At 59.3% G+C, this 26,046-nt stretch carries 21 protein-coding genes; 14 read left to right on the top strand and 7 right to left on the bottom strand.

Annotation, left to right across the window (positions count from 1 at the left end):
• Nucleotides 1-144 precede the first annotated feature (144 nt).
• Nucleotides 145-591, top strand: a complete 447-nt coding sequence (locus AB4P97_RS21090) for a response regulator (protein ID WP_042561429.1) — start codon at nucleotides 145-147, stop codon at nucleotides 589-591.
• A 136-nt stretch (nucleotides 592-727) separates the two neighbouring features.
• Complete coding sequence (locus tag AB4P97_RS21085) at nucleotides 728-1,147, top strand: hypothetical protein (RefSeq protein WP_395601563.1); 420 nt, start codon at nucleotides 728-730, stop codon at nucleotides 1,145-1,147.
• A 139-nt stretch (nucleotides 1,148-1,286) separates the two neighbouring features.
• Here the strand turns inward: AB4P97_RS21085 and AB4P97_RS21080 are convergent, their stop codons facing one another.
• Entirely contained in the window at nucleotides 1,287-3,464 is a 2,178-nt protein-coding gene (locus AB4P97_RS21080) for a malate synthase G (protein ID WP_395601562.1), read from the bottom strand.
• Nucleotides 3,465-3,985: 521 nt separating this feature from the next.
• Here AB4P97_RS21080 and AB4P97_RS21075 point away from each other — a divergent pair.
• Entirely contained in the window at nucleotides 3,986-4,504 is a 519-nt protein-coding gene (locus AB4P97_RS21075) for a glycine cleavage system protein R (RefSeq protein ID WP_042561426.1), read from the top strand.
• Nucleotides 4,505-4,724: 220 nt separating this feature from the next.
• Here the strand turns inward: AB4P97_RS21075 and rarD are convergent, their stop codons facing one another.
• From rarD to AB4P97_RS21050, 5 genes are all read right to left on the bottom strand, one after another.
• A complete protein-coding gene (gene rarD, locus AB4P97_RS21070) occupies nucleotides 4,725-5,612 on the bottom strand; it encodes an EamA family transporter RarD (protein ID WP_042561425.1) in 888 nt (295 codons plus the stop codon).
• Between the two features lie 205 nt (nucleotides 5,613-5,817).
• On the bottom strand, nucleotides 5,818-6,792 hold the full coding sequence (locus tag AB4P97_RS21065) for a serine/threonine protein kinase (RefSeq protein ID WP_042561424.1): 975 nt from the start codon (nucleotides 6,790-6,792) through the stop codon (nucleotides 5,818-5,820).
• A gap of 166 nt (nucleotides 6,793-6,958) precedes the next feature.
• Entirely contained in the window at nucleotides 6,959-8,860 is a 1,902-nt protein-coding gene (locus AB4P97_RS21060; protein WP_395601561.1) for a PhoX family protein, read from the bottom strand.
• A gap of 70 nt (nucleotides 8,861-8,930) precedes the next feature.
• Nucleotides 8,931-9,695, bottom strand: coding sequence for a TOBE domain-containing protein (locus AB4P97_RS21055; protein WP_261736664.1), 765 nt, complete (start codon nucleotides 9,693-9,695; stop codon nucleotides 8,931-8,933).
• Between the two features lie 218 nt (nucleotides 9,696-9,913).
• The gene (locus tag AB4P97_RS21050) at nucleotides 9,914-10,648 is read right to left on the bottom strand and encodes a ComF family protein (protein ID WP_395601560.1); all 735 of its coding nucleotides are present in this window, start codon (nucleotides 10,646-10,648) and stop codon (nucleotides 9,914-9,916) included.
• 91 nt (nucleotides 10,649-10,739) lie between these two features.
• On the opposite strand from AB4P97_RS21050, the gene bioB reads away from it, so the two are divergent.
• From bioB to AB4P97_RS21000, 10 genes are all read left to right on the top strand, one after another.
• A complete protein-coding gene (bioB, locus tag AB4P97_RS21045; RefSeq protein WP_047303803.1) occupies nucleotides 10,740-11,795 on the top strand; it encodes a biotin synthase BioB in 1,056 nt (351 codons plus the stop codon).
• Between the two features lie 159 nt (nucleotides 11,796-11,954).
• Nucleotides 11,955-13,133: an 8-amino-7-oxononanoate synthase gene (gene bioF, locus AB4P97_RS21040; protein WP_047303801.1), complete on the top strand. Its 1,179-nt coding sequence runs from the start codon at nucleotides 11,955-11,957 to the stop codon at nucleotides 13,131-13,133.
• The gene (locus AB4P97_RS21035) at nucleotides 13,126-13,857 is read left to right on the top strand and encodes an alpha/beta fold hydrolase (protein WP_395601559.1); all 732 of its coding nucleotides are present in this window, start codon (nucleotides 13,126-13,128) and stop codon (nucleotides 13,855-13,857) included. The genes bioF and AB4P97_RS21035 overlap by 8 nt, the downstream gene beginning before the upstream one ends.
• Complete coding sequence (gene bioC / locus AB4P97_RS21030) at nucleotides 13,850-14,662, top strand: malonyl-ACP O-methyltransferase BioC (RefSeq protein WP_273877164.1); 813 nt, start codon at nucleotides 13,850-13,852, stop codon at nucleotides 14,660-14,662. The genes AB4P97_RS21035 and bioC overlap by 8 nt, the downstream gene beginning before the upstream one ends.
• The gene (gene bioD, locus AB4P97_RS21025; protein ID WP_042561416.1) at nucleotides 14,659-15,339 is read left to right on the top strand and encodes a dethiobiotin synthase; all 681 of its coding nucleotides are present in this window, start codon (nucleotides 14,659-14,661) and stop codon (nucleotides 15,337-15,339) included. The genes bioC and bioD overlap by 4 nt, the downstream gene beginning before the upstream one ends.
• A 108-nt stretch (nucleotides 15,340-15,447) precedes the next feature.
• Complete coding sequence (locus AB4P97_RS21020; RefSeq protein WP_115147171.1) at nucleotides 15,448-15,744, top strand: pyrroloquinoline quinone biosynthesis protein PqqE; 297 nt, start codon at nucleotides 15,448-15,450, stop codon at nucleotides 15,742-15,744.
• A gap of 277 nt (nucleotides 15,745-16,021) precedes the next feature.
• A complete protein-coding gene (locus AB4P97_RS21015; protein WP_042561414.1) occupies nucleotides 16,022-17,827 on the top strand; it encodes a phenylacyl-CoA dehydrogenase in 1,806 nt (601 codons plus the stop codon).
• Between the two features lie 299 nt (nucleotides 17,828-18,126).
• Nucleotides 18,127-19,416 carry a GGDEF domain-containing protein gene (locus AB4P97_RS21010; RefSeq protein WP_042561413.1) on the top strand — a complete coding sequence of 430 codons (1,290 nt, stop codon included), beginning with the start codon at nucleotides 18,127-18,129 and terminating at the stop codon, nucleotides 19,414-19,416.
• Between the two features lie 91 nt (nucleotides 19,417-19,507).
• Nucleotides 19,508-21,304, top strand: a complete 1,797-nt coding sequence (locus AB4P97_RS21005) for an acyl-CoA dehydrogenase C-terminal domain-containing protein (protein WP_395601558.1) — start codon at nucleotides 19,508-19,510, stop codon at nucleotides 21,302-21,304.
• A 210-nt stretch (nucleotides 21,305-21,514) separates the two neighbouring features.
• Nucleotides 21,515-23,293 (top strand): acyl-CoA dehydrogenase C-terminal domain-containing protein, encoded by a 1,779-nt coding sequence (locus AB4P97_RS21000; RefSeq protein WP_042561411.1) that lies wholly within the window; start codon nucleotides 21,515-21,517, stop codon nucleotides 23,291-23,293.
• Nucleotides 23,294-23,521: 228 nt separating this feature from the next.
• On the opposite strand, the gene AB4P97_RS20995 is transcribed toward AB4P97_RS21000, so the two are convergent.
• Nucleotides 23,522-24,451 (bottom strand): LysR family transcriptional regulator, encoded by a 930-nt coding sequence (locus AB4P97_RS20995; RefSeq protein WP_042561410.1) that lies wholly within the window; start codon nucleotides 24,449-24,451, stop codon nucleotides 23,522-23,524.
• Nucleotides 24,452-24,620: 169 nt separating this feature from the next.
• Between AB4P97_RS20995 and AB4P97_RS20990 the strand changes: the two genes are divergently transcribed.
• The gene (locus AB4P97_RS20990; protein ID WP_395601557.1) at nucleotides 24,621-25,904 is read left to right on the top strand and encodes an aspartate aminotransferase family protein; all 1,284 of its coding nucleotides are present in this window, start codon (nucleotides 24,621-24,623) and stop codon (nucleotides 25,902-25,904) included.
• Nucleotides 25,905-26,046 lie beyond the last annotated feature (142 nt).

Raw genomic sequence — 26,046 nt, 5'->3', positions numbered from 1 at the left:
TATTTGGGAAGTGACCTACAAATTCAGTCGGAAATTCGCCCGCCCAACTATTGGAAAAAAATCCGACGAAGTGCACATTGAAGCTCTGCCTGGCGATGTCTGACGACTGAGCGAGGTGATTGATTTGGAAATGTAGAGAATGCCATGTCCGACCACGATATTTTGAGCGACGCCGAGCGAGAAGCGCTCAGCGCCGTAATGCTCGAACCCGACCTGCCGCCGCAGCGTGTACTGATCGTCGATGACGACAAGGACGCCCGCGAGCTGCTCGCGGAGATTCTGGCGTTGGACGGCATTCGCTGCATGACCGCCGCCAGTGGCGAAACCGCACTGAAGATGCTTGAGGAAAAGCCTTCGATCGGGCTGGTGATCACTGATCTGCGCATGGGCAATGTCGGTGGGTTGGACCTGGTTCGTCAGGTGCGCGAATCGGTACGGGCGGCGATGCCGATCATCATTGTGTCGGGCGATGCCGATGTGAAAGACGCGATCGCGGCGATGCACTTGAGCGTGGTGGACTTTTTGCTCAAGCCGATTGATACGACGAAGTTGCTGGGGTTGGTCAAGCATGAGTTGGGGATGGCCCAATAGGTACCTTAGTCGGCTTCGGGTACCTGTCAATGTTGACAGTAGAACGCCATGTAATTTACCTGTTTACTTGAGTTGAAAGGCTACGTGAAGCCGAACGCAGCCTACCAGTCTAGAGGGAATTACTATGGTGGCTAATATGGATACTGCGAGCCGTGGTCGTAAGTTTAAGCTCGTTACAGAGGGCAATGCGCAGATCAAGATTTTTCGCAATGGTGTGCTTATTCGCAAGGTAGATGCGGGATACATTGCAGGCGATAGTTTTTATCTGATTGTCAGTGATGAAACATATAAAGAGATCGTTTTTGTCGAGTTTCCAGAGGAAGTTTCAGAAGGAGAGTACACGTTTAATTTTGATGGCTATCAAGACTCGGGACCGCACCCTTCATTTATACGGCATGAGTATGATTCAAAGCGGTTTTATATGTCCGGAGTATGCCATTTGATCGCCAGCAACGCAGGCCGAGAACAGAAGTTTCAAGCGGATGCGACATATGAAGATGGCAGTGATGTTATGCGGGTCGTAATGATAGGCGAGGTTAGTAGGGTTTTTAGCTGATGCATTATGAAAGCCATGTTTTATGCGTTAAGAAACAGGCTGTTTTTGGGTGAGTAGTTTGAAGCTCACTGCGCGAGTTATGTGCAAGGCTCATAAAAAAGGCTCTGTTTTCTCAAACAGAGCCTTTTTTATTTCTTAGTTAAAGGCCGTTTTTAGCCTTGAACTCACGACGACGACGGTGCAGAACCGGCTCGGTGTAACCGTTCGGCTGTTTGGTGCCTTCGATCACCAGTTCGACCGCCGCCTGGAAGGCGATGTTGCTGTCGAAGTTCGGTGCCAGCGGACGGTACAGCGAGTCGTTGGCGTTCTGACGATCGACCACCGGCGCCATGCGCTTGAGGCTTTCCATCACTTGCGCTTCGGTGACGATACCGTGGCGCAGCCAGTTGGCGATGTGCTGGCTGGAGATACGCAGCGTCGCACGGTCTTCCATCAGGCCGACGTCATTGATATCCGGCACTTTCGAGCAACCAACGCCTTGGTCGATCCAGCGCACCACGTAGCCGAGAATGCCCTGGGAGTTATTGTCCAGTTCGTTCTTGATCTGCTCTGGTGTCCAGTTCGGATTGACCGCCAGCGGAATGGTCAGGATGTCGTCCACGCAAGCGCGAGCACGTTTGGCCAATTCGGCCTGACGGGCGAACACGTCGACCTTGTGGTAGTGCAGCGCGTGCAGCGCAGCGGCGGTCGGCGATGGCACCCAAGCGGTGTTGGCACCGGCCAGTGGGTGAGCGATTTTCTGTTCGAGCATCGCTGCCATCAGGTCGGGCATCGCCCACATGCCTTTACCGATTTGTGCACGACCTTGCAGGCCAGTGCTCAGACCGATATCGACGTTCCAGTTCTCGTAGGCGCCGATCCATTTCTCGGCCTTCATGTCGGCCTTGCGCACCATCGGGCCGGCTTCCATGGAGGTGTGGATTTCGTCGCCGGTGCGGTCGAGGAAACCGGTGTTGATGAACACCACGCGCTCGCTGGCCGCCTGGATGCAGGCCTTGAGGTTGACCGTGGTGCGGCGCTCCTCGTCCATGATCCCGACTTTCAGGGTGTTGCGTTTCAGGCCAAGCACGTCTTCGATACGGCCGAACAGTTCGTTGGTGAACGCTGCTTCTTCCGGGCCGTGCATCTTCGGTTTAACGATGTAGACCGAGCCGGTGCGAGTGTTCTTGCGCGAAGTGTTGCCGTTGAGGTTGTGCATCGCCGCAAGGCAAGTCAGCAGACCGTCGAGGATGCCTTCCGGCACTTCGTTGCCGTCTTTGTCGAGGATCGCGTCGATGGTCATCAGATGACCGACGTTGCGCACGAACAACAGCGAGCGGCCATGCAGGGTCACTTCGCCGCCATCGACTGTGGTGTAGCTGCGGTCCGGGTTCATGGTGCGAGTGAAGGTCTGGCCGCCCTTGGCGACTTCTTCCGACAGATCGCCCTTCATCAGGCCGAGCCAGTTGCGGTAGATCACCACTTTGTCGTCGGCATCGACGGCCGCCACGGAGTCTTCGCAGTCCATGATGGTGGTCAGCGCGGCTTCCATCAGCACGTCTTTGATGCCGGCCGCGTCGGTCTGGCCGACAGGGGTGCTGGCGTCGATCTGGATTTCGAAATGCAGACCGTTGTTTTTCAGCAGGATCGCGATTGGCGCGTTGGCGTCGCCCTGGAATCCGATCAGCTGTGCATCGTTACGCAGACCGCTGTTGCTGCCGCCCTTGAGGGTGACCACCAGTTTGCCGTCAGCGATTTTGTAGCCGGTCGAATCGACGTGGGAACCCGCGGCCAGTGGCGCGGCTTCGTCGAGGAAAGCACGGGCGAAGGCGATGACTTTGTCGCCACGCACCTTGTTGTAGCCTTTGCCTTTTTCCGCGCCACCGTCTTCGCTGATCGCGTCGGTGCCGTAGAGGGCGTCGTACAGCGAACCCCAGCGAGCGTTCGAGGCGTTGAGGGCAAAGCGCGCATTCATCACCGGCACAACAAGTTGCGGGCCAGCGGTACGGGCGATTTCGTCATCGACGTTTTGCGTCGTTGCCTGGAAATCAGCCGCTTCTGGCAGCAGATAACCGATTTCTTGCAGGAAGGCTTTATAAGCCACAGCGTCGTGCGCCTGGCCCGCGTGTTCCTGATGCCAGGCGTCAATGCGAGCCTGGAAGTCATCGCGTTTGGCGAGTAGGGCTTTGTTCTTCGGTGCCAGGTCGTGAATGACCTTGTCGGCACCTTCCCAGAATTTGTCGGCGGTGAGGCCGGTACCGGGAATGGCTTCGTTGTTCACGAAGTCGAACAGGACTTTGGCGACCTGCAGGCCACCGACTTGAACGTGTTCAGTCATTGCTTGCCTCACTCTGCTCAGCTATTTCGCTTTTCAGCTCTTCAATTTACCAATGAAGCCTCTGGCCATTTAAACCACAAACCTGCGGACCAGTACATGCCATTGCTGGCGGCTGGGCTGGGACCAATCAACGGCTTGGGGCCTTGCTGACGGGGCTTTCAGGATTGCGAACATGCCTTGGGCAGACATCGATCCAGCGTTATGTAGTGCGCGCTGCGGCATACTACATGATGAGTTGCGCTTGTGAAAATCAGACTAATTACGTCGTTCTGCGACCCCATGACGCATTGCGGTCACGGCGCGGAACAGGATGTTCTCAAAAAACCATTGGATTGTTCCAGTTAAATATCGAAAGTTGTACACGATTTATCTTCGCGTCAGATCGGACGGGGCCCATATGGCCGGCGCATTCCCCTGTGGGAGCGGGCTTGCCCGCGAAGAGAGCAGTCGCTACGACGCACAAGTCCTGCTTGCCTATACTTGCCCTTCCATAACAAAAGTCATGACAAGAGGGCTGCGCCATGGACCATCTCGTACTCACTGTTTTCGCCCCGGACAAACCCGGGCAGGTCGAGCGCATCGCCCAATGCATCGCCGAGCATGGCGGTAACTGGCTGGAAAGTCGTATGTCGCGAATGGCCGGACAGTTCGCCGGGATTCTGCGGGTGGGTGTGCCGGCGGAGGCTTACGACGAATTAGTCGATTCCCTACAAGCACTGTCGACTCATGGCATTCGCGTGCTGATCGCCGAAAGCGGTATCGAGCAATCCTGCACCTGGAAACCGATCGCGATGGAACTGGTGGGCAATGACCGCCCGGGGATAGTGCGCGACATCACCCGCCTGCTGAGCGAGCAGGGCGTCAACCTGGAGCGGCTGGTGACCGAAGTGCGCCCGGCACCGATGAGCAGCGAGCCGCTGTTTCACGCCGAAGCGATTCTGGCGGTGCCGTTGACGTTGTCGCTGGATGTCCTGCAATCGCGCCTGGAAACCCTGGCGGACGACCTGATGGTGGATCTGGTGTTACGCACAGAGGTTTAACGCTTTGGGTTATCCAGTTTAAACGTGCACCTGCCTGTGGATAACCTGTAGAGACTGCTCTCCAGGCCACGTCCACTGTGGCTCTGCGAGAGTTGATCAAAAAACCGCCAGCATTCAGTGACTTGCGCACAAACGGCGGGGATCACGCTGTGGATAACCTTGGGAAGGAACGCTAAGGGCCGCGAGCAACGTGGCCTGTAGCTGTTTGTGCGTTTTTTGATCAGCTGCGTCGGCGCAAACTTATCCACGCATCGACGCTGTAAACGGCAAGGCCGGCCCATATAAAGGCAAAAGCGATCAACGTGCTCGACGACATGTGTTCACCGAACAACAGCACCGCTTGCAACAACACCAGCGTGGGCGCGATGTATTGCAGGAAGCCGATCGTGGTGTAGGGCAAATGCCGGGTTGCTGCGTTGAAACACACCAGCGGAATCAATGTCACCGGGCCTGCTGCGACTAGCCACCACGCTTGCGAAGTCGTCCAGAACTCGGGTTGAACACTGGTCGCAGTTTGATTGAACAGCAGCCATGCGATGGCAATCGGCACCAGCATCCAGGTTTCCACCACCAGTCCGGGCAATGCCTTGACCGGCGCCTGTTTGCGGATCAAACCGTAGAAACCGAACGTCAGCGCCAGCACCAGCGATACCCACGGCAGACTGCCGACTTGCCACACCTGCTGCGCCACGCCAATCGCCGCCAGCCCCACGGCGATCCATTGCATGCGCCGCAGCCGTTCGCCAAGAATCACCATCCCCAGCAGCACGTTGATCAGCGGATTGATGTAGTAACCGAGGCTCGCTTCGAGCATGCGCCCGTTGTTGACCGACCACACATAGGTCAGCCAGTTGGCCGCGATCAACGTGCCGCTCAGCGCCAGAATCGCCAGACGTTTCGGGTTGTCGAGCAATTCGCGCAACCAGCCTGGGTGCTTCCAGACCATCAGCAGCAGCGCGCCGAACAGCGCCGACCACAACACCCGATGGATGATGATCTCGACCGCTGGTACTTCAGCGATGGCTTTGAAATAGATCGGGAACAGGCCCCAGATGATGTAGGCACTCAGGCCCAGGATGTACCCGCGGCGCGGGTTGGCAGCTTGCATGCAGAATCCTTGCTTAGGCAGCTAACAAAGGAGGGGATTGTAAGGAGATTTTTCTACGAATGCCGTAGCGCAATGGTCGGGAAATTGTGAACAGCGGACAATTGTGGGAGCGAGCCTGCTCGCGAAGGCGTCGTTTCAGTCAACATCAGTGTTGAATGTCAGTCCGTATTCGCGAGCAGGCTCGCTCCCACATGGATTTGGTGAATCAGAAGAGTTTCAGCGGTTCTTCATTGAGCGCCGACAACTGTTCACGCAATGCCAACACCTGATCGCCCCAATAACGTTCCGTACCAAACCACGGAAAACTGTGCGGGAACGCCGGGTCATCCCAACGCCGCGCCAACCAGGCGCTGTAATGCATCAGGCGCAACGCGCGCAGCGGTTCGATCAGTGCCAACTCGCGCGGGTCGAAATCGTGAAACTCGTTGTAGCCGTCCATCAATTCCGACAATTGCCCCAGGCATTCCTGCCGATCACCGGCAAGCATCATCCAGATGTCCTGCACCGCCGGACCCATGCGGCAGTCGTCGAGGTCGACGATGTGGAACATCTCGTCGCGGCACATCATGTTGCCGGGGTGGCAGTCGCCGTGCATGCGGATGTTCTGATGCGGCGTGTTGGCGTAGACGTCTTCCACACGCTTGAGAAGATCGCGCGCTACCGATTCGTAAGCTGGCAGCAGGCTCTTGGGGATGAAGTTGCCTTCGAGCAGCGTGGTCAGCGAGGCATGGCCGAAGTTCTGCACGGCGAGGGCTTCGCGATGTTCGAACGGCTTGGTCGCGCCGACCGCGTGAATGCGCCCGAGCAACTGACCGAGTCGGTACAACTGATCAAGATTGCCCGGCTCCGGCGCACGGCCGCCGCGACGCGGGAACAGGGTGAAGCGGAAACCGGCATGTTCGTGCAGGGTTTCGCCGTTGTGGATCATCGGCGCGACCACCGGGATCTCGACGTCGGCCAGTTCGAAGGTGAACTTGTGTTCTTCGAGGATGGCCTCGTTAGTCCAGCGTTGCGGTCGGTAGAACTTGGCGATCAGCGGTTCGGAGTCTTCGATGCCGACCTGATAGACGCGGTTTTCGTAGCTGTTGAGCGCCAAAATGCGCGCATCGCTCAGGAACCCGATGCTTTCTACGGCATCGAGTACGAGGTCGGGTGTGAGGGTTTCAAACGGATGGGCCATGCTGACTCCTGCGCGCAGCAGGCTGCCGCGTCCGGCCCAGCATGGTAGCGCAGATGGCGGCGGGGGAGTTGGTTGGTGTCTGGTCGGGCCTCTTCGCGAGCAAGCTCGCTCCCACATTCGGGATGCGATCCCCTGTGGGAGCGAGCCTGCTCGCGAAAGCGATTTGTCAGGCGCCGACGACCCCGCCATCCTCACGGGTAATCGCCATCACCGAAGACCGTGGCTTGCCATTCGGCAGATGCTCAGGGAAGGTCGAACCGCCGTTCTCCCCCGGATGCTGAATCCCGACAAACAATGTCTTCTGATCCGGCGAGAAGCTGATCCCGGTGACTTCACAACCAATCGGCCCGACCATGAAGCGGCGAATCTCGCCGGTCTTGGGGTCAGCGCAGAGCATCTGGTTATTGCCCATCCCGGCAAAGTCCCCGGCGTTGCTCGAGTCGCCGTCAGTCAGAATCCACAAGCGTCCGGCCTTGTCGAAACCCAAGCCATCGGGGCTGTTGAACATGTTCTGCGGGGTGATGTTTTTCGAGCCGGCCTTTGACGTGCCGGCGTGCACGCCCGGGTTGCCGGCGACCACGAACAGATCCCACGAGAAGGTCTTCGACGCATGATCATCGCGGTCGGTGCGCCAGCGCAGAATCTGCCCGTAGACGTTCTTCTCGCGCGGGTTCGGCCCGCCCACCGGTTGCCCGTCTTCGCCGCGCTTGGCGTTGTTGGTCAGGGTGCAATAAACCTGGCCGTCCTTCGGGCTGACCACGATCCATTCCGGGCGGTCCATGCGCGTGGCGCCGACCACACTGGCGGCGAGGCGGGCGTGGATCAGCACTTCAGCCTGATCGGCAAAGCCGCTGCTGGCATCGATGCCGTTTTTGCCGTGGGTCAGTTCGATCCATTGGCCCTGGCCTTTCGGGTGATCCGGGTTGCTGTCGCCGTTATCGAACTTGGCGACGTACAGGGTGCCGTGATCAAGGATGTCGCGGTTGGCTTTGGCGTTGCGGTGGTTGATGCGGTCGCGGCTGACGAATTTGTAGATGAACTCGCCACGCTCATCGTCGCCCATGTACACCACGGCGCGACCGTCGTTGGTCTCGGCCAGTGCGGCGTTTTCATGTTTGAAGCGGCCCAGCGCCGTGCGTTTGACCGGGGTCGATTGCGGATCGAACGGGTCGATCTCGACCACCCAGCCGTGACGGTTGAGTTCGTTGGGGTTCTTCGCCATGTCGAAGCGCGGGTCGTGCGGGTGCCAGTTGATCTCGCGGCTGGCGGCCGAGACGCCGTAGCGCTTTTGCGCCGCGTCGAACTGCTGCTGGGCGTTGCTGCTGCCGAAGACGTCGGTGAAGTTCTCTTCGCAGGTCAGGTAAGTGCCCCACGGCGTTTTCCCGTTGGCGCAGTTCTGGAAGGTACCGAGGACCTTTTTGCCGTGTTTGTCGGCGGCGGTTTTCATCAGGTCGTGACCGGCCGCCGGGCCGGCGATGCGCAGCGGCGTGTTGCCATGGATGCGTCGGTTGTAACGCGAGCCCTGAACGAATTGCCACTGGCCGTTCTTGCGCTGCACCTCGATCACCGAAACGCCTTCGCACGCCAGGGCCTTGCGCACGTCTTCGGCCGATTGCGGCATGCCGCCGTGCGGGTAGAGGTAACGGTAGTTGGTGTATTCGTTGTTGATCGCCATCAACGCGCGGTTTCTGTCGTCCGGGAAGGCGAACAGGCTCATGCCGTCGTTGTTGTCACCGAACTGCACTTCCTGTGCGGCCGCGGTGCCATTGCCACTCGGGTCGAACGCCGGGCCATTCTCTTGCAGTGGCTGGCCCCAACTGATCAGTACTGAAGATTTGTAGCCTTTGGGCAGGCTGATGACATCAGTGGTTGCCGCCGGAATGCTTTCGAAGCCCAGCAGACGGCTGTTGCCAGCACTGACGCCAGTGGCCAGCGCGCTGCGGCTCAGGAGGCTACCGCCCAGGAACATCGCTGCGCCACACAGAGCGCCGGCGCCGATGAAACCGCGACGGCTGAGGCCGACCATTTTTTCCAGATCAGTCGATTGGTTTTCTTCTAGTAGGCTCACATCAGGCTTCCTGCTTGGTTTTGGCAGTCACCTTAATGAGCGTCGATGACGCTTTCGTTGCAGGCCGCGATTAAAGTGACGTGCCGATCAGCACATTGGACGGCGAAAACTGCACATGCACGGGTTGCCCCACTGCCAGCCCACGGCTGCGCAAGTCCTGCGGTTCGGCCAGCGCGCAAAGGGTGTGGCCGTTGGGTAGGGAAATCCGCACTTCGCTGGGGCCGTCGTCGGCGTCGAGAATCGCTTCGATGGTGCCCTCCAGATGATTGTGCCCAGGCGTTGCCGGCTGATCGCTGGCCAGCAATTCGAGCCAGCCGGCCTTGATCAGGGCCACCACTTGCGAACCGGTTTGCAGCTCCAGATGCACAGTGCTGTCGTGGGTGATTTGTGCGTCGAGGCACAAGCCTTCGGCCAGCTCCAGACGAATCAGGTCATTGCGCCCCTGCGCGTTGATCGCCACGACTTTGCCGTGCAACTGGTTGCGAGCGCTGGTGCGTAGCATCAAGCGACCGAGCAGGTCGAGGTCGCTGGCGTCTTCGGCGGCTTCCAGTACCTGCGCTTGCAAGGCTTGCAGCTTTTGATAGAGGCGCAGCACCCGTTGACCTTCGCTGGACAGTTTGGCGCCGCCGCCGCCCTTGCCGCCGACGGCACGCTCGACCAGCGGCTTTTGCGACAGGTTGTTCAGCTCATCGATGGCGTCCCACGCCGCTTTGTAGCTCAGCCCTGCACTTTTCGCTGCACGGGTGATCGAGCCCTGTTCGGCGATGTGTTGCAGCAGGGCAATGCGCTGCGGACGACGGACAATGTGCTGGGAGAGCAGGGAAGGCATGGACATGAATGGGTGCTTTTTTGCTGTGGCGGTGGAATGTGAAGTTGGCGGCTTGTGGCGCGCGAGTCAAGCCGTGTGCAGAACCTGTCCGTGGGGGGCGCCCTGCTATTCGTCACTGCGCAATATCGATGTAGGAGCTGCGGCACGCTGCGATCTTTTGATTTTAAAGATCAGGATCAAAAGATCGCAGCGTGCCGCAGCTCCTACAGGAGATTGCGCTGACCTCAGGAGCCGGGTTTTGGCGTGCGCGCCAGGCAATACACGTCGACCCTTGCCGCTCCCGCATTCATTAACAGTCGTGCAAGGGCCTGGGCCGTTGCGCCGGTGGTCAAAACATCATCAACCAACGCCAGATGCCGACCCTTTACGTTCGCATCTGACGTCAGGGCAAAGGCATTGCGCAGGTTGCGCTTGCGCGCCTTGGCATCAAGATCCTGCTGGGCGCTGGTGTCCTGAATCCTGTGCACAACATTCTCCTCGCAGGGCAAATCCAGTTGCCGACTCAACCAGCGCGCCAACATCGCTGCCTGGTTGAATCCGCGTTGACGCAGACGTTTAGCGGCCAATGGCACCGGCAACAACGCGTCGGGGCGCGGCAAGTCTTCATCGAAGCGATGTTGCAGGTATTGGCTGAGAACGTCGGCGAGCAGATGACCAAACGGCCATTTCGCGTTGTGTTTAAAGCGGGTAATCAAACTGTCCACCGGGAAATCGTAGCGCCATGGCACGGCGACCTGTTCGTACGCCGGAGGCTCTAGCAGGCACCCGTCGCAGGTCAGGCCGGCCTCGGGCAGCGGCAATGCGCAGGTCTGGCAGTGCTCGCCCAGCCATGGCATCTCGGCTTCGCAAGCGACGCAGATTGGCATTTCTGCTTCTGCTGGCTCATCGCACAATAAGCAGATTTGTACGTTTTTTAAACAGATGTAAACCTGATCTTTGTCTTGTGGTTGACAGCGCATGACACTTCCTTAAATATGCCGAACATCCGTGTAGCGCCTGTGGGTATTCCGTTCCCGCAGCCGCCAGCCAAGCATAACCAAGGAAATACCCATGAGCGCGAGCACCACTGCCACCCTGCGTCACGACTGGTCATTGGCCGAAGTCAGAGCCCTCTTCGTACAGCCATTCAACGACTTGCTGTTCCAGGCGCAGACGGTGCACCGCGCGCATTTCAACGCCAACCGCGTTCAAGTCTCCACGCTGCTGTCGATCAAAACCGGCGCCTGCCCGGAAGATTGCAAATATTGTCCGCAGTCCGGTCACTACAACACCGGCCTGGAAAAAGAAAAGCTGATGGAAGTGCAGAAAGTCCTCGAAGAGGCTGCCCGCGCCAAAGCCATCGGCTCGACGCGTTTCTGCATGGGGGCGGCGTGGAAGCATCCGTCGGCCAAGGACATGCCCTACGTATTGAAAATGGTCGAAGGCGTCAAAGCCATGGGCCTGGAAACCTGCATGACCCTCGGTCGTCTCGATCAGGATCAGACCGAAGCGCTGGCCAAGGCCGGGCTCGATTACTACAACCACAACCTCGACACCTCGCCTGAGTTCTACGGCAGCATCATCACCACCCGCACGTACAGCGAGCGCCTGCAAACGCTGGCCTACGTGCGTGAGTCGGGGATGAAGATCTGTTCCGGCGGCATTCTGGGCATGGGCGAGTCGCTGGATGACCGCGCCAATCTGCTGATCCAGTTGGCTAACCTGCCCGAGCATCCGGAGTCGGTACCGATCAACATGCTGGTGAAAGTCGCCGGCACGCCACTGGAAAACGCCGAGGACATCGATCCGTTCGACTTCATCCGCATGCTCGCCGTGGCGCGCATCCTGATGCCGCAATCCCACGTGCGGCTGTCGGCCGGGCGTGAAGCGATGAACGAGCAGATGCAGGCCCTGGCGTTCTTCGCGGGCGCCAACTCGATTTTCTACGGCGACAAGTTGCTGACCACTGCCAACCCGCAAGCGGACAAGGACATGCAACTGTTTGCACGTCTGGGCATTGCGCCGGAAGCCCGCGAAGAGCACTCCGACGAAGTGCATCAGGCCGCGATCGAACAGGCGTTGGTGGAGCAGAAGAGTACCGAGCAGTTCTACAACGCCGCGGTGTAAAGATTTGCGCGCACTCCTCTGAAGGAATGCAAACCCCTGTGGGAGCGAGCCTGCTCGCGAATGCCGTCGAATATTCAACAGTGATGTCGACTGGACTGACGCTTTCGCGTTCAGGCTTGCTCCCACAGGGGATCTGTCTATTTGAAAATCGAGGCCTGCATGTCTTTCGATCTCGCCGCACGCCTTGCTGCCCGACGTGCCGAAAATCTCTACCGCCAGCGACCGCTGCTGGAAAGCCCGCAAGGGCCTGAGGTGGTGGTCGACGGCCAGCCATTGCTGGCGTTCTGTAACAACGACTATCTGGGCCTGGCCAATCACCCGCAGGTGATCGAAGCCTGGCGCGCCGGTGCCAAGCGTTGGGGCGTGGGCGGCGGGGCGTCGCATCTGGTGATCGGCCACAGCGGCCCGCATCACGCACTGGAAGAAGCACTGGCTGATCTCACCGGTCGGCCGCGTGCGCTGCTGTTTACCACCGGCTACATGGCCAATCTCGGTGCGGTCACCGCGCTGGTCGGGCAGGGCGATACGGTGCTGGAAGACCGGCTCAATCACGCCTCGTTGCTGGATGCGGGGCTGTTGTCCGGCGCGCGCTTCAATCGTTATCTGCATAACGACGCGGTAAGTCTGGCCAAGCGACTAGAGAAAGCCACCGGCAATACGTTGGTGGTTACCGATGGCGTGTTCAGCATGGACGGCGACCTTGCCGATCTGCCGGCGCTGGCCCGTGAGGCCAAGTCCAAAGGCGCGTGGCTGATGGTCGACGATGCCCATGGTTTCGGCCCGTTGGGCGCTAATGGCGGCGGTATCGTCGAGCATTTCGGCTTGAGTCAGGACGACGTCCCCGTGCTGGTCGGCACGCTCGGCAAAGCCTTCGGCACGGCGGGCGCGTTCGTCGCTGGCAGCGAAGAGTTGATCGAAAGCCTGATCCAGTTCGCGCGTCCGTACATCTACACCACCAGTCAACCGCCGGCGCTGGCCTGTGCGACGTTGAAAAGTATCGAGCTGCTGCGCAGTGAACACTGGCGTCGAGAGCATTTGCAGACGCTGATCCGCCAGTTCCGTCGCGGTGCCGAACAGATCGGCCTGGAGTTGATGGACAGCTTTACCCCGATCCAGCCAATCATGATCGGCGATGCCGGCCGCGCGGTGCGCCTGTCGCAGATGTTGCGCGAACGTGGCTTGATGGTCACCGCGATCCGTCCGCCGACCGTGCCCGCTGGCAGTGCACGTCTGCGCGTAACCCTGACCGCCGCCCACAGCGAGGCGCAGGTGCAGCTATTGTTAGAAGGACTGGCTGATTGCTTTGCCCAACTGTCGTCGGAGCCAAGCCATGCGTGATCGCCTGATTCTGCTGCCCGGCTGGGGCCTCGGTGTTTCGCCGATGGAGCCTTTGGCCGCTGCGCTCCAAGGACTCGACGAACATCTGCATGTCGAGGTCGAGCCGTTGCCGGAACTCGACTCCTGCGACCTGCAAGACTGGCTCGATGACCTCGATGAGCGCATTCCTCAAGACGTGTGGCTTGGCGGCTGGTCGCTCGGCGGGATGCTCGCGTCCGAACTGGCGGCGCGTCGCGGCGACAGATGTTACGGCTTGCTGACGCTGGCGAGCAATCCTTCCTTTGTTGCTCATGAACAATGGCCGAGTGCGATGCCCGGCGAGACCTTCGATGCGTTTCTTGCCGGTTGCGCTGCTGACCCACGTTTGACCCTCAAACGTTTCTCGCTGCTGTGTGCTCAAGGCGCGCAAGACCCGCGCGGCTTGTCGCGGCTGATGCTCGGCGGCGCACCGAACACTTCGTCGGCGGCACTGATGGCCGGGCTGGAATTGCTCGCGCAACTGGATACGCGCGAAGCGTTGCAGGCGTTTCGTGGCCCGCAGTTGCATCTGTTCGCCGGGCAGGACGGATTGGTGCCGGCAGAGGCGGCGGGCGAATTGTTCGCCCTGTTGCCGGATATTGAAATTGGTCTGATCGAACAGGCCAGTCATGCGTTTCTTCTGGAAGACCCCCATGGAGTGGCGGGTGCGATCCAGGCTTTTTTACATGAGTGCGGTGATGACTGATTTGTCCCATGTGGCGCTGCCCGGCGGCTTGCCTGACAAGCGTCAGGTCGCGGCCTCTTTCTCCCGCGCGGCGGCCAGTTACGACAGTGTCGCCGAGTTGCAACGTGATGTCGGTACACAGTTGCTGCAGCGCTTGCCTGCGGATTTCGTGCCGTCGCGCTGGCTGGATCTGGGCTGCGGCACCGGGTATTTCAGTCGTGCATTGGCCGGGCGTTTTGCCCATGGCCAGGGGCTGGCGCTGGACATTGCCGAGGGCATGCTTGATCACGCGCGTCCGTTGGGTGGTGCCGAGCATTTCATCGCCGGTGACGCGGAACGTCTGCCGTTACGCGATTCAACCTGCGATCTGATCTTCTCCAGCCTTGCGGTGCAGTGGTGTGGGAATTTTGATGCGGTGCTCAGTGAAGCTTTCCGTGTGCTGAAACCCGGCGGAATTTTCGCGTTTGCTAGTCTTTGTGTAGGGACATTGTTTGAGTTGCGCGATAGCTGGCGTCAGGTCGATGGTCTGGTGCATGTGAATCGCTTCCGCGAGTTCGCGCGATATGAACAGTTGTGTGCGGCCAGTGGCCTGCGCACGGTGAGTCTGGAGAATCAGGCGCATGTGCTGCATTACCCGGATGTGCGCAGTTTGACCCATGAGCTGAAGGCTCTGGGGGCGCACAATCTGAATCCTGGTCGCCCGGGTGGATTGACCGGGCGGGCGCGGATTCTTGGTCTGGTCGAGGCTTACGAGCAGTTTCGTCAGGCGTCGGGCTTGCCGGCGACTTATCAGGTGGTCTACGCCGTGTTGGAGAAACCCGTATGAGCGCAGCCTATTTCATCACCGGAACTGACACCGACGTTGGCAAGACAACGGTCGCCGCCGGATTGCTGCATGCGGCGCGTTCGGCAGGGTTGAGCACCGCGGCGGGTAAGCCGGTTGCCTCCGGGTGCGAAGTCACGCCCAAGGGTTTGCGCAACTCGGATGCCTTGGCCTTACTGGCCGAGTGTTCGTTGCCGCTGAGTTATCAACAGGTCAATCCGATAGCGTTCGAGCCGGCTATTGCTCCGCATCTGGCGGCTCGCGAGGCCGGTGTCGCGCTGACGGTGCAATCGCTGCTGACGCCGATGCGCGAGATTCTGGCGATGAATGCCGATTTCACCCTGATAGAGGGCGCGGGTGGCTGGCGGGTGCCGTTGGCGGATCAGGACAATCTCTCGGATTTGGCGATGGCGTTGAAGCTGCCGGTGATTCTGGTGGTGGGTGTGCGGCTGGGTTGCATCAGCCATGCGTTGCTGACAGCCGAGGCGATTGCCCGAGATGGCCTGCAACTGGCGGGGTGGGTGGCGAATATCATCGATCCGAAGACTTCGCGGCTGGAGGAGAATCTGGCGACGCTCGCCGAGCGGATTCCCGCACCGTGTCTTGGGCGAGTGCCCAAGCTCAAGGCGTTGAGCGCTGAAGCGGTAGCTGAGCATTTGCAGTTGGACTTGCTCGACTAAGGTTTTGCCTATGGGCAGGCACTGTGCCATTAGTGTTTTTGACGGGTGTTTTTCTGGCGCCTCTGGTTCAATGGCGACTATTGATCCTTCCCAAGGATGAGACCAGTTATGGAAATCTCCGGTAACACAGCTTTTTATGCGGGTTTGAGCTCGATTCAGACCGGGCAGAATCGCGTCGATCAGGCGGCCGGCCAGATCGCCAACAACACCATTGAGCGTTCGGTCACCAGCCAGTCTTCCGAAGTACAGGTCGATCGCCTGCGTGGTCTGGATCGTGCGCAGCAGTCTGATCTGGCAAGCAACATCGTCGAGATGTCTCAGGGCAAATACCAAGCTGAGCTGGGCGTGAAAGTCGTCAAGGCATCCGACGAAGTGCTCGGTACGATCATCGATACATTCGCCTGATTTTCATAGCTTCCAGCACGCTGAACGCCGCGCATTGTCGCGGCGTTTTTCGTTGTAAGTCCTTCTCGCTCAACTAATCTTCTTTTTATCGCCCATGACTCGATCGAGTCGATGGCGGTTTGCTGTGTCCGGCGTTTGGAAGATATGAAGACGAACGGCAAATGATCGACGCTTGACAAGATTTCGGCGTAAACGTATGTTTCAAACAACTGTTTGACCGTCACAACAAATCAACACGGTCGTTCATTCCCGGTTACATCAGCAGAGGTTTATCGCTATGCCTGACTACAAGGCCCCCTTGCGTGATATTCGCTTCGTTCGTGACGAACTGCTCGGCTACGAAGCGCACTATCAGAGCCTTCCGGCTTGCGCAGACGCAACTCCGGACATGGTTGATGCCATTCTCGAAGAAGGCGCCAAGTTTTGTGAGCAGGTACTGGCGCCGCTGAACCGCGTGGGCGACATCGAAGGTTGCACCTGGAGCGAGTCCGGCGTTAAAACCCCGACTGGCTTCAAAGAGGCTTACAAGCAATTCGTCGAAGGCGGCTGGCCAAGCCTGGCGCACGACGTCGAGCACGGTGGTCAGGGTCTGCCTGAGTCGCTGGGTCTGGCCGTCAGCGAAATGGTTGGCGAAGCCAACTGGTCGTGGGGCATGTACCCAGGCCTGTCGCACGGCGCGATGAACACCATCTCCGAGCACGGCACCCCTGAGCAGCAAAGTGCTTACCTGACCAAACTGGTTTCGGGCGAATGGACCGGCACCATGTGCCTGACCGAGCCGCACTGCGGCACCGACCTGGGCATGCTGCGTACCAAGGCCGAACCTCAGGCTGACGGTTCGTACAAAGTTTCCGGCACCAAGATCTTCATCTCGGCCGGTGAACACGACATGGCCGACAACATCGTCCACATCGTACTGGCCCGCCTGCCGGATGCGCCTGCTGGCACCAAAGGCATCTCCCTGTTCATCGTTCCAAAGTTCATGCCCAATGCTGATGGCACCGTCGGTGCACGCAACGCTGTGACTTGCGGTTCGCTTGAACACAAGATGGGCATCCACGGCAACGCCACTTGCGTGATGAACTTCGACGGCGCCACCGGTTTCCTGATCGGCCCGGCGAACAAAGGCCTGAACTGCATGTTCACCTTTATGAACACCGCACGTCTGGGGACCGCGCTGCAAGGTCTGGCCCACGCCGAAATCGGTTTCCAGGGTGGCCTGAAATACGCTCGCGATCGTCTGCAAATGCGCTCCCTGACTGGCCCGAAAGCGCCGGAAAAAGCTGCTGACCCGATCATCGTGCACCCTGACGTACGCCGCATGCTGTTGACCATGAAGGCATTCGCCGAAGGCAACCGCGCGATGGTGTACTTCACTGCCAAACAGGTCGACATCGTCAAATACGGTGTAGACGAAGAAGAGAAGAAGAAGGCCGACGCACTGCTGGCCTTCATGACGCCAATCGCCAAAGCGTTCATGACCGAAGTCGGTTTCGAATCCGCCAACCACGGCGTGCAGATCTACGGCGGCCACGGCTTCATCGCCGAGTGGGGCATGGAGCAGAACGTTCGCGACAGCCGCATTTCGATGCTGTACGAAGGCACCACCGGTATCCAGGCACTCGACTTGCTGGGCCGCAAAGTACTGATGACGCAAGGCGAGGCTCTGAAAAGCTTCACCAAGATCGTCCACAAGTTCTGCCAGACCAACGAAGGCAACGAAGCGGTTCAAGAGTTCGTCACGCCGCTGGCTGCACTGAACAAGGAATGGGGCGAGCTGACCATGAAGGTCGGTATGGCCGCCATGAAAGATCGCGAAGAAGTCGGCGCGGCCTCCGTGGATTACCTGATGTACTCCGGTTATGCCTGCCTGGCCTACTTCTGGGCCGACATGGCGCGTCTGGCTGCCGAGAAACTGGCAGAAGGCACGGGCGACGCGGCGTTCTACACCGCCAAGCTGCAAACTGCGCGCTTCTACTTCCAGCGCATCCTGCCGCGTACCCGTACCCACGTGGCCACCATGCTGTCGGGCGCCAATAACCTGATGGACATGAAAGAAGAAGACTTCGCACTGGGCTATTAAGCCTTAACGCGGTCTGTTGAAAAACCGCTGCTCCCTCGGGGGCAGCGGTTTTTTTATGCGCGAATTTCCTCCGGCCGCGGGTATTTCTGAAAGAAATTCCCTACGTGGCCATCAAGCATGATGGCCATGAAGGAGATTTCATCTCCAAGGGGGCAAAAAACCTTGGTCGACGGCTCAGAAATCAGTGTTTCCGGCCGTTAAAGAGACTGCATGTGATCTGGATCACAATCTGTGTGCTTAACTAGCCACATTGCAGGCACAATGCCATCTCTTTGCCATGACGGGTCGGAGCTTTACCCTTGCCACGTTCTTCCGCTGTACGTTTCAGCCATTTCCTACCTTCCCTGCTGTTGTTGCTTGCGGGGTTGGCGGCTGCGTATGTCAAAGACCTCAGCGTGTTCTTCACTTCCCTGTTCAACGTGTTGCCGACTCTGGTCCTGCTGCTAGGTGGCGCTTACTGCGCGGTTTACCGACGCCAGCGCGAACTGTTTCTGATGCTCACGGTGTACATCGCCTACTTTTTGCTCGACACCCAGACCGACTTTTACCGCGACAACGGCAAAGTGCGCGAAGACGCCGCCGTGGTCTTCCATCTCGTCTGCCTGTTGCTGCCCCTGTTGTTCGGTCTGTTTGCTGCGTGGCAGGAGCGCACACACCTGTTTCAGGACATGGTGGCGCGATTCGCCGTGTTGCTCGCCTTCGGCAGTGTGGCGCTGGGGCTTGAGCAAAGTTACCCACAGGCGTTGCTGATGTGGCTTTCGGAAATTCGCTGGCCGGCGCTGCACGGCGCGTGGATGAGCCTGATCCAGTTGTCGTATCCGGTGTTCATTTCGGCATTCCTGCTGCTGGCCTGGCAATACTGGCGCAATCCGCGTCCACTGCATGCGGCGCAACTGGTCGGTTTGCTCGGGGTGTTCTGGATGCTGCCGAAAACCTTCATCCTGCCGTTTACCCTGAACATCATGTGCAGCCAAGTGATGTTGATGATTGCTGCCGCCGTGGCGCACGAGGCTTATCAAATGGCCTTTCGCGACGAACTCACCGGTTTGCCGGGCCGCCGTGCGCTCAATGAACGCATGCAGCGCTTGGGGCGCAACTATGTGCTGGCAATGAGCGACGTTGACCACTTCAAGAAATTCAACGACACCCACGGCCACGATGTCGGTGATCAGGTGCTGCGACTGGTCGCCAGCAAGCTGTCCAAAATCAGCGGAGGCGGTAGGGCATATCGCTATGGCGGTGAGGAATTTGCCCTGGTGTTCGCAGGCAAAACCCTTGAGGAGTGCATGCCGCACCTTGAAGTCATTCGCGAGTCGATTGCGTCCTACAGCATCCAGTTGCGCAATCAGGAAAACCGCCCGAACGACGATCAGCAAGGTCGCCAGCGTCGCGCCGGTTCCGGTGCTTCCAGCGTGTCGGTGACGGTGAGTATCGGCGTCGCTGAGCGGGTGGAGCAGCGCAACCCCGAGCAAGTTCTAAAATCCGCGGACGAGGCGCTCTACAGTGCCAAGGGTGCGGGGCGCAACTGCGTGGTCGCGTTCGGCCAGAACCGCCGTGGCGCGGTGCGCATGGACACCGCTGCGGGTTGAGTGATGACGGCGCATTCAGCGTCTGGACAGTGATTGTGGGGCGTGGTGGCCGGCAGTAGTTTCAAGGAAACCTGCTGACGGAGAAGCCATCATGCCCGAGTACAAAGCCCCGCTGCGCGACATGCGTTTTCTGATCGACCACGTCTTCGACTTCCACACCAACTACGCCGCCCTCGGCGCCCACGACGCCAGCCCGGACATGATCAGCGCGATCCTCGAAGAAGGCGCGAAGTTCTGTGAGAACGTTCTGGCACCGCTCAATCGCAGCGGTGACGAAGAGGGCTGCCATTTCGACAACGGGGTGGTGACAACGCCTACAGGCTTTAAGCAAGCCTTCGCACAATATGTCGAGGGCGGCTGGCATGGTCTGGCGGCAGATCCGGTTTATGGCGGTCAAGGCCTACCAAGCTCCCTGGGGCTGGTGATCAGCGAAATGGTCGGCTCCAGCAACACGTCCTGGGGCATGTACCCGGGCCTGACTCACGGCGCGATGTCGGCAATCCATGCCCACGGCACCACCGATCAGAAAGACACTTACCTGAGTAAACTCACCGCCGGCCAGTGGACCGGCACAATGTGCCTGACCGAAGCCCACTGCGGCACCGATCTGGGCATCATCAAAACCCGCGCCGTGCCTCAGGCGGACGGCAGTTACATGGTCACGGGCAGCAAGATTTTCATCTCTGCCGGTGAGCACGACATGAGCGAAAACATCATCCATCTGGTCTTGGCCAAACTGCCGGATGCGCCGGCGGGAACAAAGGGCATCTCGTTGTTCATCGTGCCAAAATTCCTCCCGGATGCGTCGGGCGAGGCGGGTGAGCGCAATGGCGTTTCCTGCGGCTCGATCGAACACAAGATGGGCATCAAGGCCTCGGCCACTTGCGTGCTGAACTTCGATAGCGCCAAAGGCTTCTTGATCGGCGAACCGAACAAGGGCCTGAACTGCATGTTCACCATGATGAACCACGCGCGGCTCGGCACTGGAATGCAGGGCTTGTGTCTGGGCGAAGCGAGTTTCCAGGGCGCCATCAAATACGCCAACGACCGCCTGCAGATGCGTTCGCTGACCGGCGCCAAAGCCCCGGACAAACCTGCCGACCCGATCATCGTCCACCCGGACGTGCGGCGCATGCTGCTGACCATGAAAGCCTTCAACGAAGGCAACCGCGCGCTGACTTACTTCACCGCGCAACTGCTCGATGTCGCCCATCTAGGCAGCGATGCCGAGGCGCGTCAGGAAGCCGAAGACCTGCTGGCGTTCCTCACGCCGATCTGCAAAGCGTTCATGACCGACTCCGGGCTGGAAGTGACCAATCTCGGCATGCAGGTTTTTGGCGGTCACGGTTTCATTCGCGAGTGGGGCATGGAGCAGTTGGTGCGCGATTGCCGCATTGCGCCGATCTACGAAGGCACCAACGGCATTCAGGCGCTCGATCTGCTTGGGCGCAAGGTGCTCGGCAGTCAAGGCAAGCTGCTGCGCGGCTTTACCAAAATCGTCCACAAGTTCTGCGCGGCGAACGAGGGGCATCCGCAACTGGGGAGCTTTGTCACGCAGCTCAATGAGCTCAACCAGCAGTGGGGCGATCTGACCATGAAGGTCGCAATGGCGGCGATGAAGAACCCGGACGAGGTCGGCGCTGCGTCGGTGGACTATCTGATGTACAGCGGTTACATCATCCTCGGCTATCTGTGGCTGCGCATGGCGCTGGTGGCGCAAGCGCAACTGGATGCGGGCGAGGGGGAGGCGGATTATCTTCGGGGGAAATTGGCCACTTGCGAGTTTTACTTCAAACGGTTGCTGCCACGCACGGCGGCGCATCGTGCGGCGATTGAGGCGGGGAGTGATTGTTTGATGAAGCTGCCGGCCGAAATGTTTGCGCTTTAAGGTAGATCAAAAGATCGCAGCCTTCGGCAGCTCCACGGGATTGCTTTTTACCTGTGGAAGCTGGCGAAGGCCGCGATATTTTTCTGATGACTAAAAATAACAGATCAGTCACCGGTTGACCCTATGTGTCACAAAAGTTGTTGATGTACACTCCGGCTCAACGAGAATACATTCCCACGAATCACCTGTTTAGATCTTGCGAGGTTTGCCATGGCTGACTACAAAGCGCCGCTGCGCGATATGCGCTTCGTCCTCAATGAAGTGTTCGAGGTCGCCAAACTCTGGGCGCAACTGCCGGCGCTGGCCGAGACCGTCGACGCCGAGACTGTTGAAGCGATTCTCGAAGAGGCCGGCAAGGTCACCAGCAAAAGCATCGCGCCGCTGAGCCGTGCCGCTGATGAAGAAGGTTGTCACTGGGCGGACGGTGCCGTCACCACGCCGGCCGGTTTCCCACAGGCTTATCAGACTTACGCCGAGGGCGGTTGGGTTGGCGTTGGTGGCGATCCGCAATACGGCGGCATGGGCATGCCCAAAGCCGTGTCGGCGCAGGTCGAAGAAATGGTCAACTCCGCGAGCCTGTCCTTCGGTCTGTACCCGATGCTGACTGCCGGCGCGTGCCTGTCGATCAACGCCCACGCCAGCGAAGAGCTGAAAGCCGCCTACCTGCCGAACATGTACGCCGGCGTCTGGGCCGGTTCGATGTGCCTGACCGAGCCGCACGCCGGCACCGACCTGGGCATCATCCGCACCAAAGCCGAACCTCAGGCCGACGGTTCCTACAAGGTTAGCGGCACCAAGATCTTCATCACCGGTGGTGAACACGATCTCACCGAAAACATCATTCACCTGGTGCTGGCCAAACTGCCGGACGCACCAGCGGGCCCCAAAGGCATCTCGCTGTTCCTCGTGCCCAAGTTCATGGTCAACGCAGATGGCAGCCTGGGCGCGCGCAACCCGGCCAACTGTGGTTCGATCGAACACAAGATGGGCATCCAGGCGTCCGCGACGTGCGTGATGAACTTCGACGAAGCGGTGGGTTATCTGGTCGGTGAGCCGAACAAAGGCCTGGCGGCGATGTTCACCATGATGAACTACGAGCGTCTGGGCGTCGGCATCCAGGGCCTTGCCACTGGCGAGCGCTCCTACCAGAACGCCGTCGAATACGCTCGCGACCGCCTGCAAAGCCGCTCGCCGACGGGCGCGCAAAACAAAGACAAGGTCGCTGACCCGATCATCGTCCATCCGGACGTGCGTCGCATGCTGCTGACCATGAAAGCGTCGAACGAAGGTGGTCGCGCATTCTCCACTTACGTGGCGATGCAACTCGACACCGCCAAGTTCAGCGAAGACGCGACGACGCGCAAGCGTGCGGAAGACCTGGTGGCGTTGCTGACGCCGGTTGCCAAGGCGTTCCTCACCGATCTGGGTCTGGAAACTACCGTACACGGCCAGCAGATTTTCGGCGGCCACGGTTACATCCGCGAGTGGGGCCAGGAGCAACTGGTACGTGACGTGCGCATCACCCAGATTTACGAAGGCACCAACGGCATTCAGGCGCTGGACCTGGTGGGTCGCAAGATCGTCGGCAGTGGCGGCGCGTTCTATCAACTGTTCGCTGACGAAATCCGCCACTTCACTGCGACCGCCAGTGCAGATCTCGGCGAATTCACCAAGCCGCTGAACGACGCCGTCACAACGCTCGACGAGCTGACTTCGTGGGTGCTGGATCGGGCGAAAAGCAATCCGCACGAAATCGGCGCGGCGTCGGTCGAATATCTGCAGGCGTTTGGTTACGTGGCCTACGCCTACATGTGGGCATTGATGGCCAAAGCCGCGTTGGGCAAAGAAGCGCAGGAAGATTTCTATGCCAGCAAACTCGGCACCGCGCGCTTCTACTTCGCCCGTCTGCTACCGCGTATTCATTCGTTGAGCGCGTCGGTCAAGGCCGGTAGCGAGTCGCTGTACCTGCTGGATGCAGCGCAGTTCTGACCCCGATAGCGTCATGTAAGCAATCGCTTACATGACGTGCTGCTGTTCTCCCATATGCGTAGATTGGATCCACGGCTAATCTACATTTCATGGACGTCGCGCAGGAAGCGCAAAGCAACAACACGGACACGTAGGATTCTGCCAGGGTGGCGGAGTGAAATGGATGTCAGGGAAACAGTCTGCAAAGCCCCGCTTCGGCGGGGTTTTCTTTTGCCTGAAGAAAAGTTTTCAGGTCAGGGAATCCAGTGCTGGCGGGCTTTTGCGCGCTTTTTCATCGCGGCCCATGACCTCTTCCAGCAATGTCTGCAGCAGTGCCAGCGAAGCTTGCTGACGTTGCACGTCGCGACACACCAGCCCGACTTTCAACGGCACCCGTGGCTCGCTCAGCGGCTTCCATAGCAGATCTTCATCGTCGTACTCTTTTTGCGAGTGCCCGGGCAGCACCGTCGCCAGTTTGGTGTGCGGCAGACTGTCGAGAATCCCCAGCATATTGTTCAACTCGGCCTGCACTTGCGGGCGACGGCCAAGGCTGGTCAATTGCGCTTGCCAGATCTGGCGGATCTGAAACTCCTCGCCCAGTAACAGCATTGGCAATTCGGCCGCCTGGCGAATCGAAACCTTCTTGAATTCCCGCAACGGATGGTCCGCCGGGATGACCAGCGTCAGTTCATCTTCGTACAGCATCACGCCATGCAGCCCAGGCTGACGTGGCGGCAGATAGCTGATGCCGATGTCCAGCGAGCCGTTAAGCAAGCGCCGTTCGATCTCCAGCCCGGTCAATTCATAAATTTGCACCACCAGATGCGGTTGCGCCTTGCGCACTCGCTCAAGCATTTGCGGCACCAGACTGGTATGGACGGTTTGCAGCACGCCAATCGCCAAGGTGCGCAAAGCCTGGCCTTTGAAGTTGCCGAGCGCTTCGCGCGCGCGTTGCAGCCCGTCGAGCAATGGCAGCGCGTGGTTGTACAACGTGTGCGCGGCGAGGGTCGGCAGCAGGCGTTTACTGCTGCGTTCGAACAGGGTGACGTCAAGATTTTGCTCGAGCTGGCGAATCTGCTGTGACAGCGCGGGTTGGGAGATCGACAGGCGTTCGGCAGCCCGTCCGACATGACCTTCCTCGTAGACCGCGACGAAATAACGCAGTTGTTTGAAATCCATAAGTAATGCTTATCGAAAATGCTGATAAATCGAAATGGCCCAAGGCCGTCAGTGCGCCTAGTCTAACCGCAATCACAAGGCTTACAGGGCCATAGCGCGCGATGAATAGCTTTTGCTGCGACAGTGTTTGCATAGGCAGTTCAAAAAACCTCGGACGAGGTTTTTTCCAATGAATCTCTTCAATCTGCGGCGCCCTGCGCCAAGCCTCGATGACCTTGTCTTCGATGCCGAGCATTCCGATGCGGATGACAGCCTGAATAGCGATCGCCTGATGCCGAGCGTTGAACGGCCGCAGCAGGTTTTCGTTCGGGGTCAGGGGTCGTGGCTGTGGGACAGCAACGATCGCGCCTACCTCGACTTCTCCCAGGCCGGCGGCGCCAACAGCCTTGGCCACAGTCCTTCAGCATTAGTCAAAGCCATCGCCGGTCAGGCCCAGGCGTTGATCAACCCCGGGTTCAATCTGCACAACCGCGGCATGCTCAGCCTCGCCGAACGGCTGTGTGCCAGCACCTCCAGCGATCAGGCGTACCTGCTCAACAGCGGCAGCGAAGCCTGCGAGGCGGCGATCAAACTGGCACGCAAGTGGGGTCAACTGCATCGTGGCGGCGCCTCGCGAATCATCGTGGCGAGGCAGGGCTGTCACGGCCGTAGCCTGGCGACGATCTCGGCGTCAGACAGTTGCAACCTGCACAATCGCTTTGCACCGCTGCTGCCGGGTTTCGATCTGGTGCCCTTCAACGATCTTCCGGCGCTGCATGACGCCGTCGACGCGCAAACCGTGGCGATCCTGCTTGAGCCGATCCAGAGCGATGCCGGGGTTGTCCCTGCGGCCGATCGCTATCTCAAAGGTGTCGAACGCCTGTGCCGCGAACTGGGGATTCTGCTGATCCTCGACGAAGTACAAACCGGCATCGGCCGTTGCGGCACCTTGCTTGCCGAACAGTCCTACGGCGTGCGCGCCGACATTGTCGTGCTCGGCAAAGGCTTGGGCGGTGGCGTGCCATTGGCGGCGCTGCTGGCGCGTGGCAAAGCGTGCTGTTTCGACGCGGGCGAACTGGGCGGCACGCACCATGGCAATGCACTCATGACCGCGGCAGGGCTGGTGGTGCTCGACAGCGTTCAGGATCGCGCATTCCTTCAGCAGGTCCGGGACAAAGGCCAGCATCTTCGTGAAGGCCTCGCACGGCTGGCGCATCGTTATGATCACGGCGACCTGCGCGGTCAGGGGCTGTTCTGGGGTTTGACCCTGTCGGATGATTCAGCAGATGCCGTAGTCAAAGCAGCGCTGCATGAAGGCCTGATACTCAACGCCCCACAAGCCGATTGCCTGCGCTTCACCCCGGCACTTACGGTCAGCAAGGCCAACATCGACGAAATGCTCCTGCGCCTGGCCCGGGCCTTCTCCCGAGTGCGCACCGCACAACTGCAATGCCGCAAAGGGATTGCCGTCTGAGCCGAAGCTTCCTACCCGAATTCAAGAACCGTCTCGCGGTATAACGCACGCCCCACGCCTGATTCTTTTGGTGTGGGGCGTTTTTTTTGCGTGTGATAGTGGCGAACAAATGGCGGAAGCACTGAACCCTGACGAGCGGCAC

It is taken from the genome of Pseudomonas sp. A1230 (genome assembly GCF_044218825.1).
GTDB lineage: Bacteria > Pseudomonadota > Gammaproteobacteria > Pseudomonadales > Pseudomonadaceae > Aquipseudomonas > Aquipseudomonas iridis.
Note: the sequence above shows the minus strand (reverse complement) of the source record. Positions and strands in the feature narration are given on the sequence as shown.

Bases quoted from the DNA above. Each gene is read 5' to 3' on its own strand.
- AB4P97_RS21090 (WP_042561429.1), top strand. From the start codon at position 145: ATGTCCGACCACGATATTTTGAGCGACGCCGAGCGAGAAGCGCTCAGC.
- bioC (WP_273877164.1), top strand. From the start codon at position 13,850: ATGACTGATTTGTCCCATGTGGCGCTGCCCGGCGGCTTGCCTGACAAG.
- bioD (WP_042561416.1), top strand. From the start codon at position 14,659: ATGAGCGCAGCCTATTTCATCACCGGAACTGACACCGACGTTGGCAAG.
- AB4P97_RS21020 (WP_115147171.1), top strand. From the start codon at position 15,448: ATGGAAATCTCCGGTAACACAGCTTTTTATGCGGGTTTGAGCTCGATT.
- AB4P97_RS21035 (WP_395601559.1), top strand. From the start codon at position 13,126: ATGCGTGATCGCCTGATTCTGCTGCCCGGCTGGGGCCTCGGTGTTTCG.
- AB4P97_RS20995 (WP_042561410.1), bottom strand. From the start codon at position 24,451: ATGGATTTCAAACAACTGCGTTATTTCGTCGCGGTCTACGAGGAAGGT.
- AB4P97_RS21075 (WP_042561426.1), top strand. From the start codon at position 3,986: ATGGACCATCTCGTACTCACTGTTTTCGCCCCGGACAAACCCGGGCAG.
- bioF (WP_047303801.1), top strand. From the start codon at position 11,955: ATGTCTTTCGATCTCGCCGCACGCCTTGCTGCCCGACGTGCCGAAAAT.
- AB4P97_RS20990 (WP_395601557.1), top strand. From the start codon at position 24,621: ATGAATCTCTTCAATCTGCGGCGCCCTGCGCCAAGCCTCGATGACCTT.
- AB4P97_RS21055 (WP_261736664.1), bottom strand. From the start codon at position 9,695: ATGTCCATGCCTTCCCTGCTCTCCCAGCACATTGTCCGTCGTCCGCAG.
- AB4P97_RS21085 (WP_395601563.1), top strand. From the start codon at position 728: ATGGATACTGCGAGCCGTGGTCGTAAGTTTAAGCTCGTTACAGAGGGC.
- AB4P97_RS21050 (WP_395601560.1), bottom strand. From the start codon at position 10,648: ATGCGCTGTCAACCACAAGACAAAGATCAGGTTTACATCTGTTTAAAA.
- rarD (WP_042561425.1), bottom strand. From the start codon at position 5,612: ATGCAAGCTGCCAACCCGCGCCGCGGGTACATCCTGGGCCTGAGTGCC.
- AB4P97_RS21080 (WP_395601562.1), bottom strand. From the start codon at position 3,464: ATGACTGAACACGTTCAAGTCGGTGGCCTGCAGGTCGCCAAAGTCCTG.
- AB4P97_RS21015 (WP_042561414.1), top strand. From the start codon at position 16,022: ATGCCTGACTACAAGGCCCCCTTGCGTGATATTCGCTTCGTTCGTGAC.
- bioB (WP_047303803.1), top strand. From the start codon at position 10,740: ATGAGCGCGAGCACCACTGCCACCCTGCGTCACGACTGGTCATTGGCC.
- AB4P97_RS21065 (WP_042561424.1), bottom strand. From the start codon at position 6,792: ATGGCCCATCCGTTTGAAACCCTCACACCCGACCTCGTACTCGATGCC.
- AB4P97_RS21005 (WP_395601558.1), top strand. From the start codon at position 19,508: ATGCCCGAGTACAAAGCCCCGCTGCGCGACATGCGTTTTCTGATCGAC.
- AB4P97_RS21000 (WP_042561411.1), top strand. From the start codon at position 21,515: ATGGCTGACTACAAAGCGCCGCTGCGCGATATGCGCTTCGTCCTCAAT.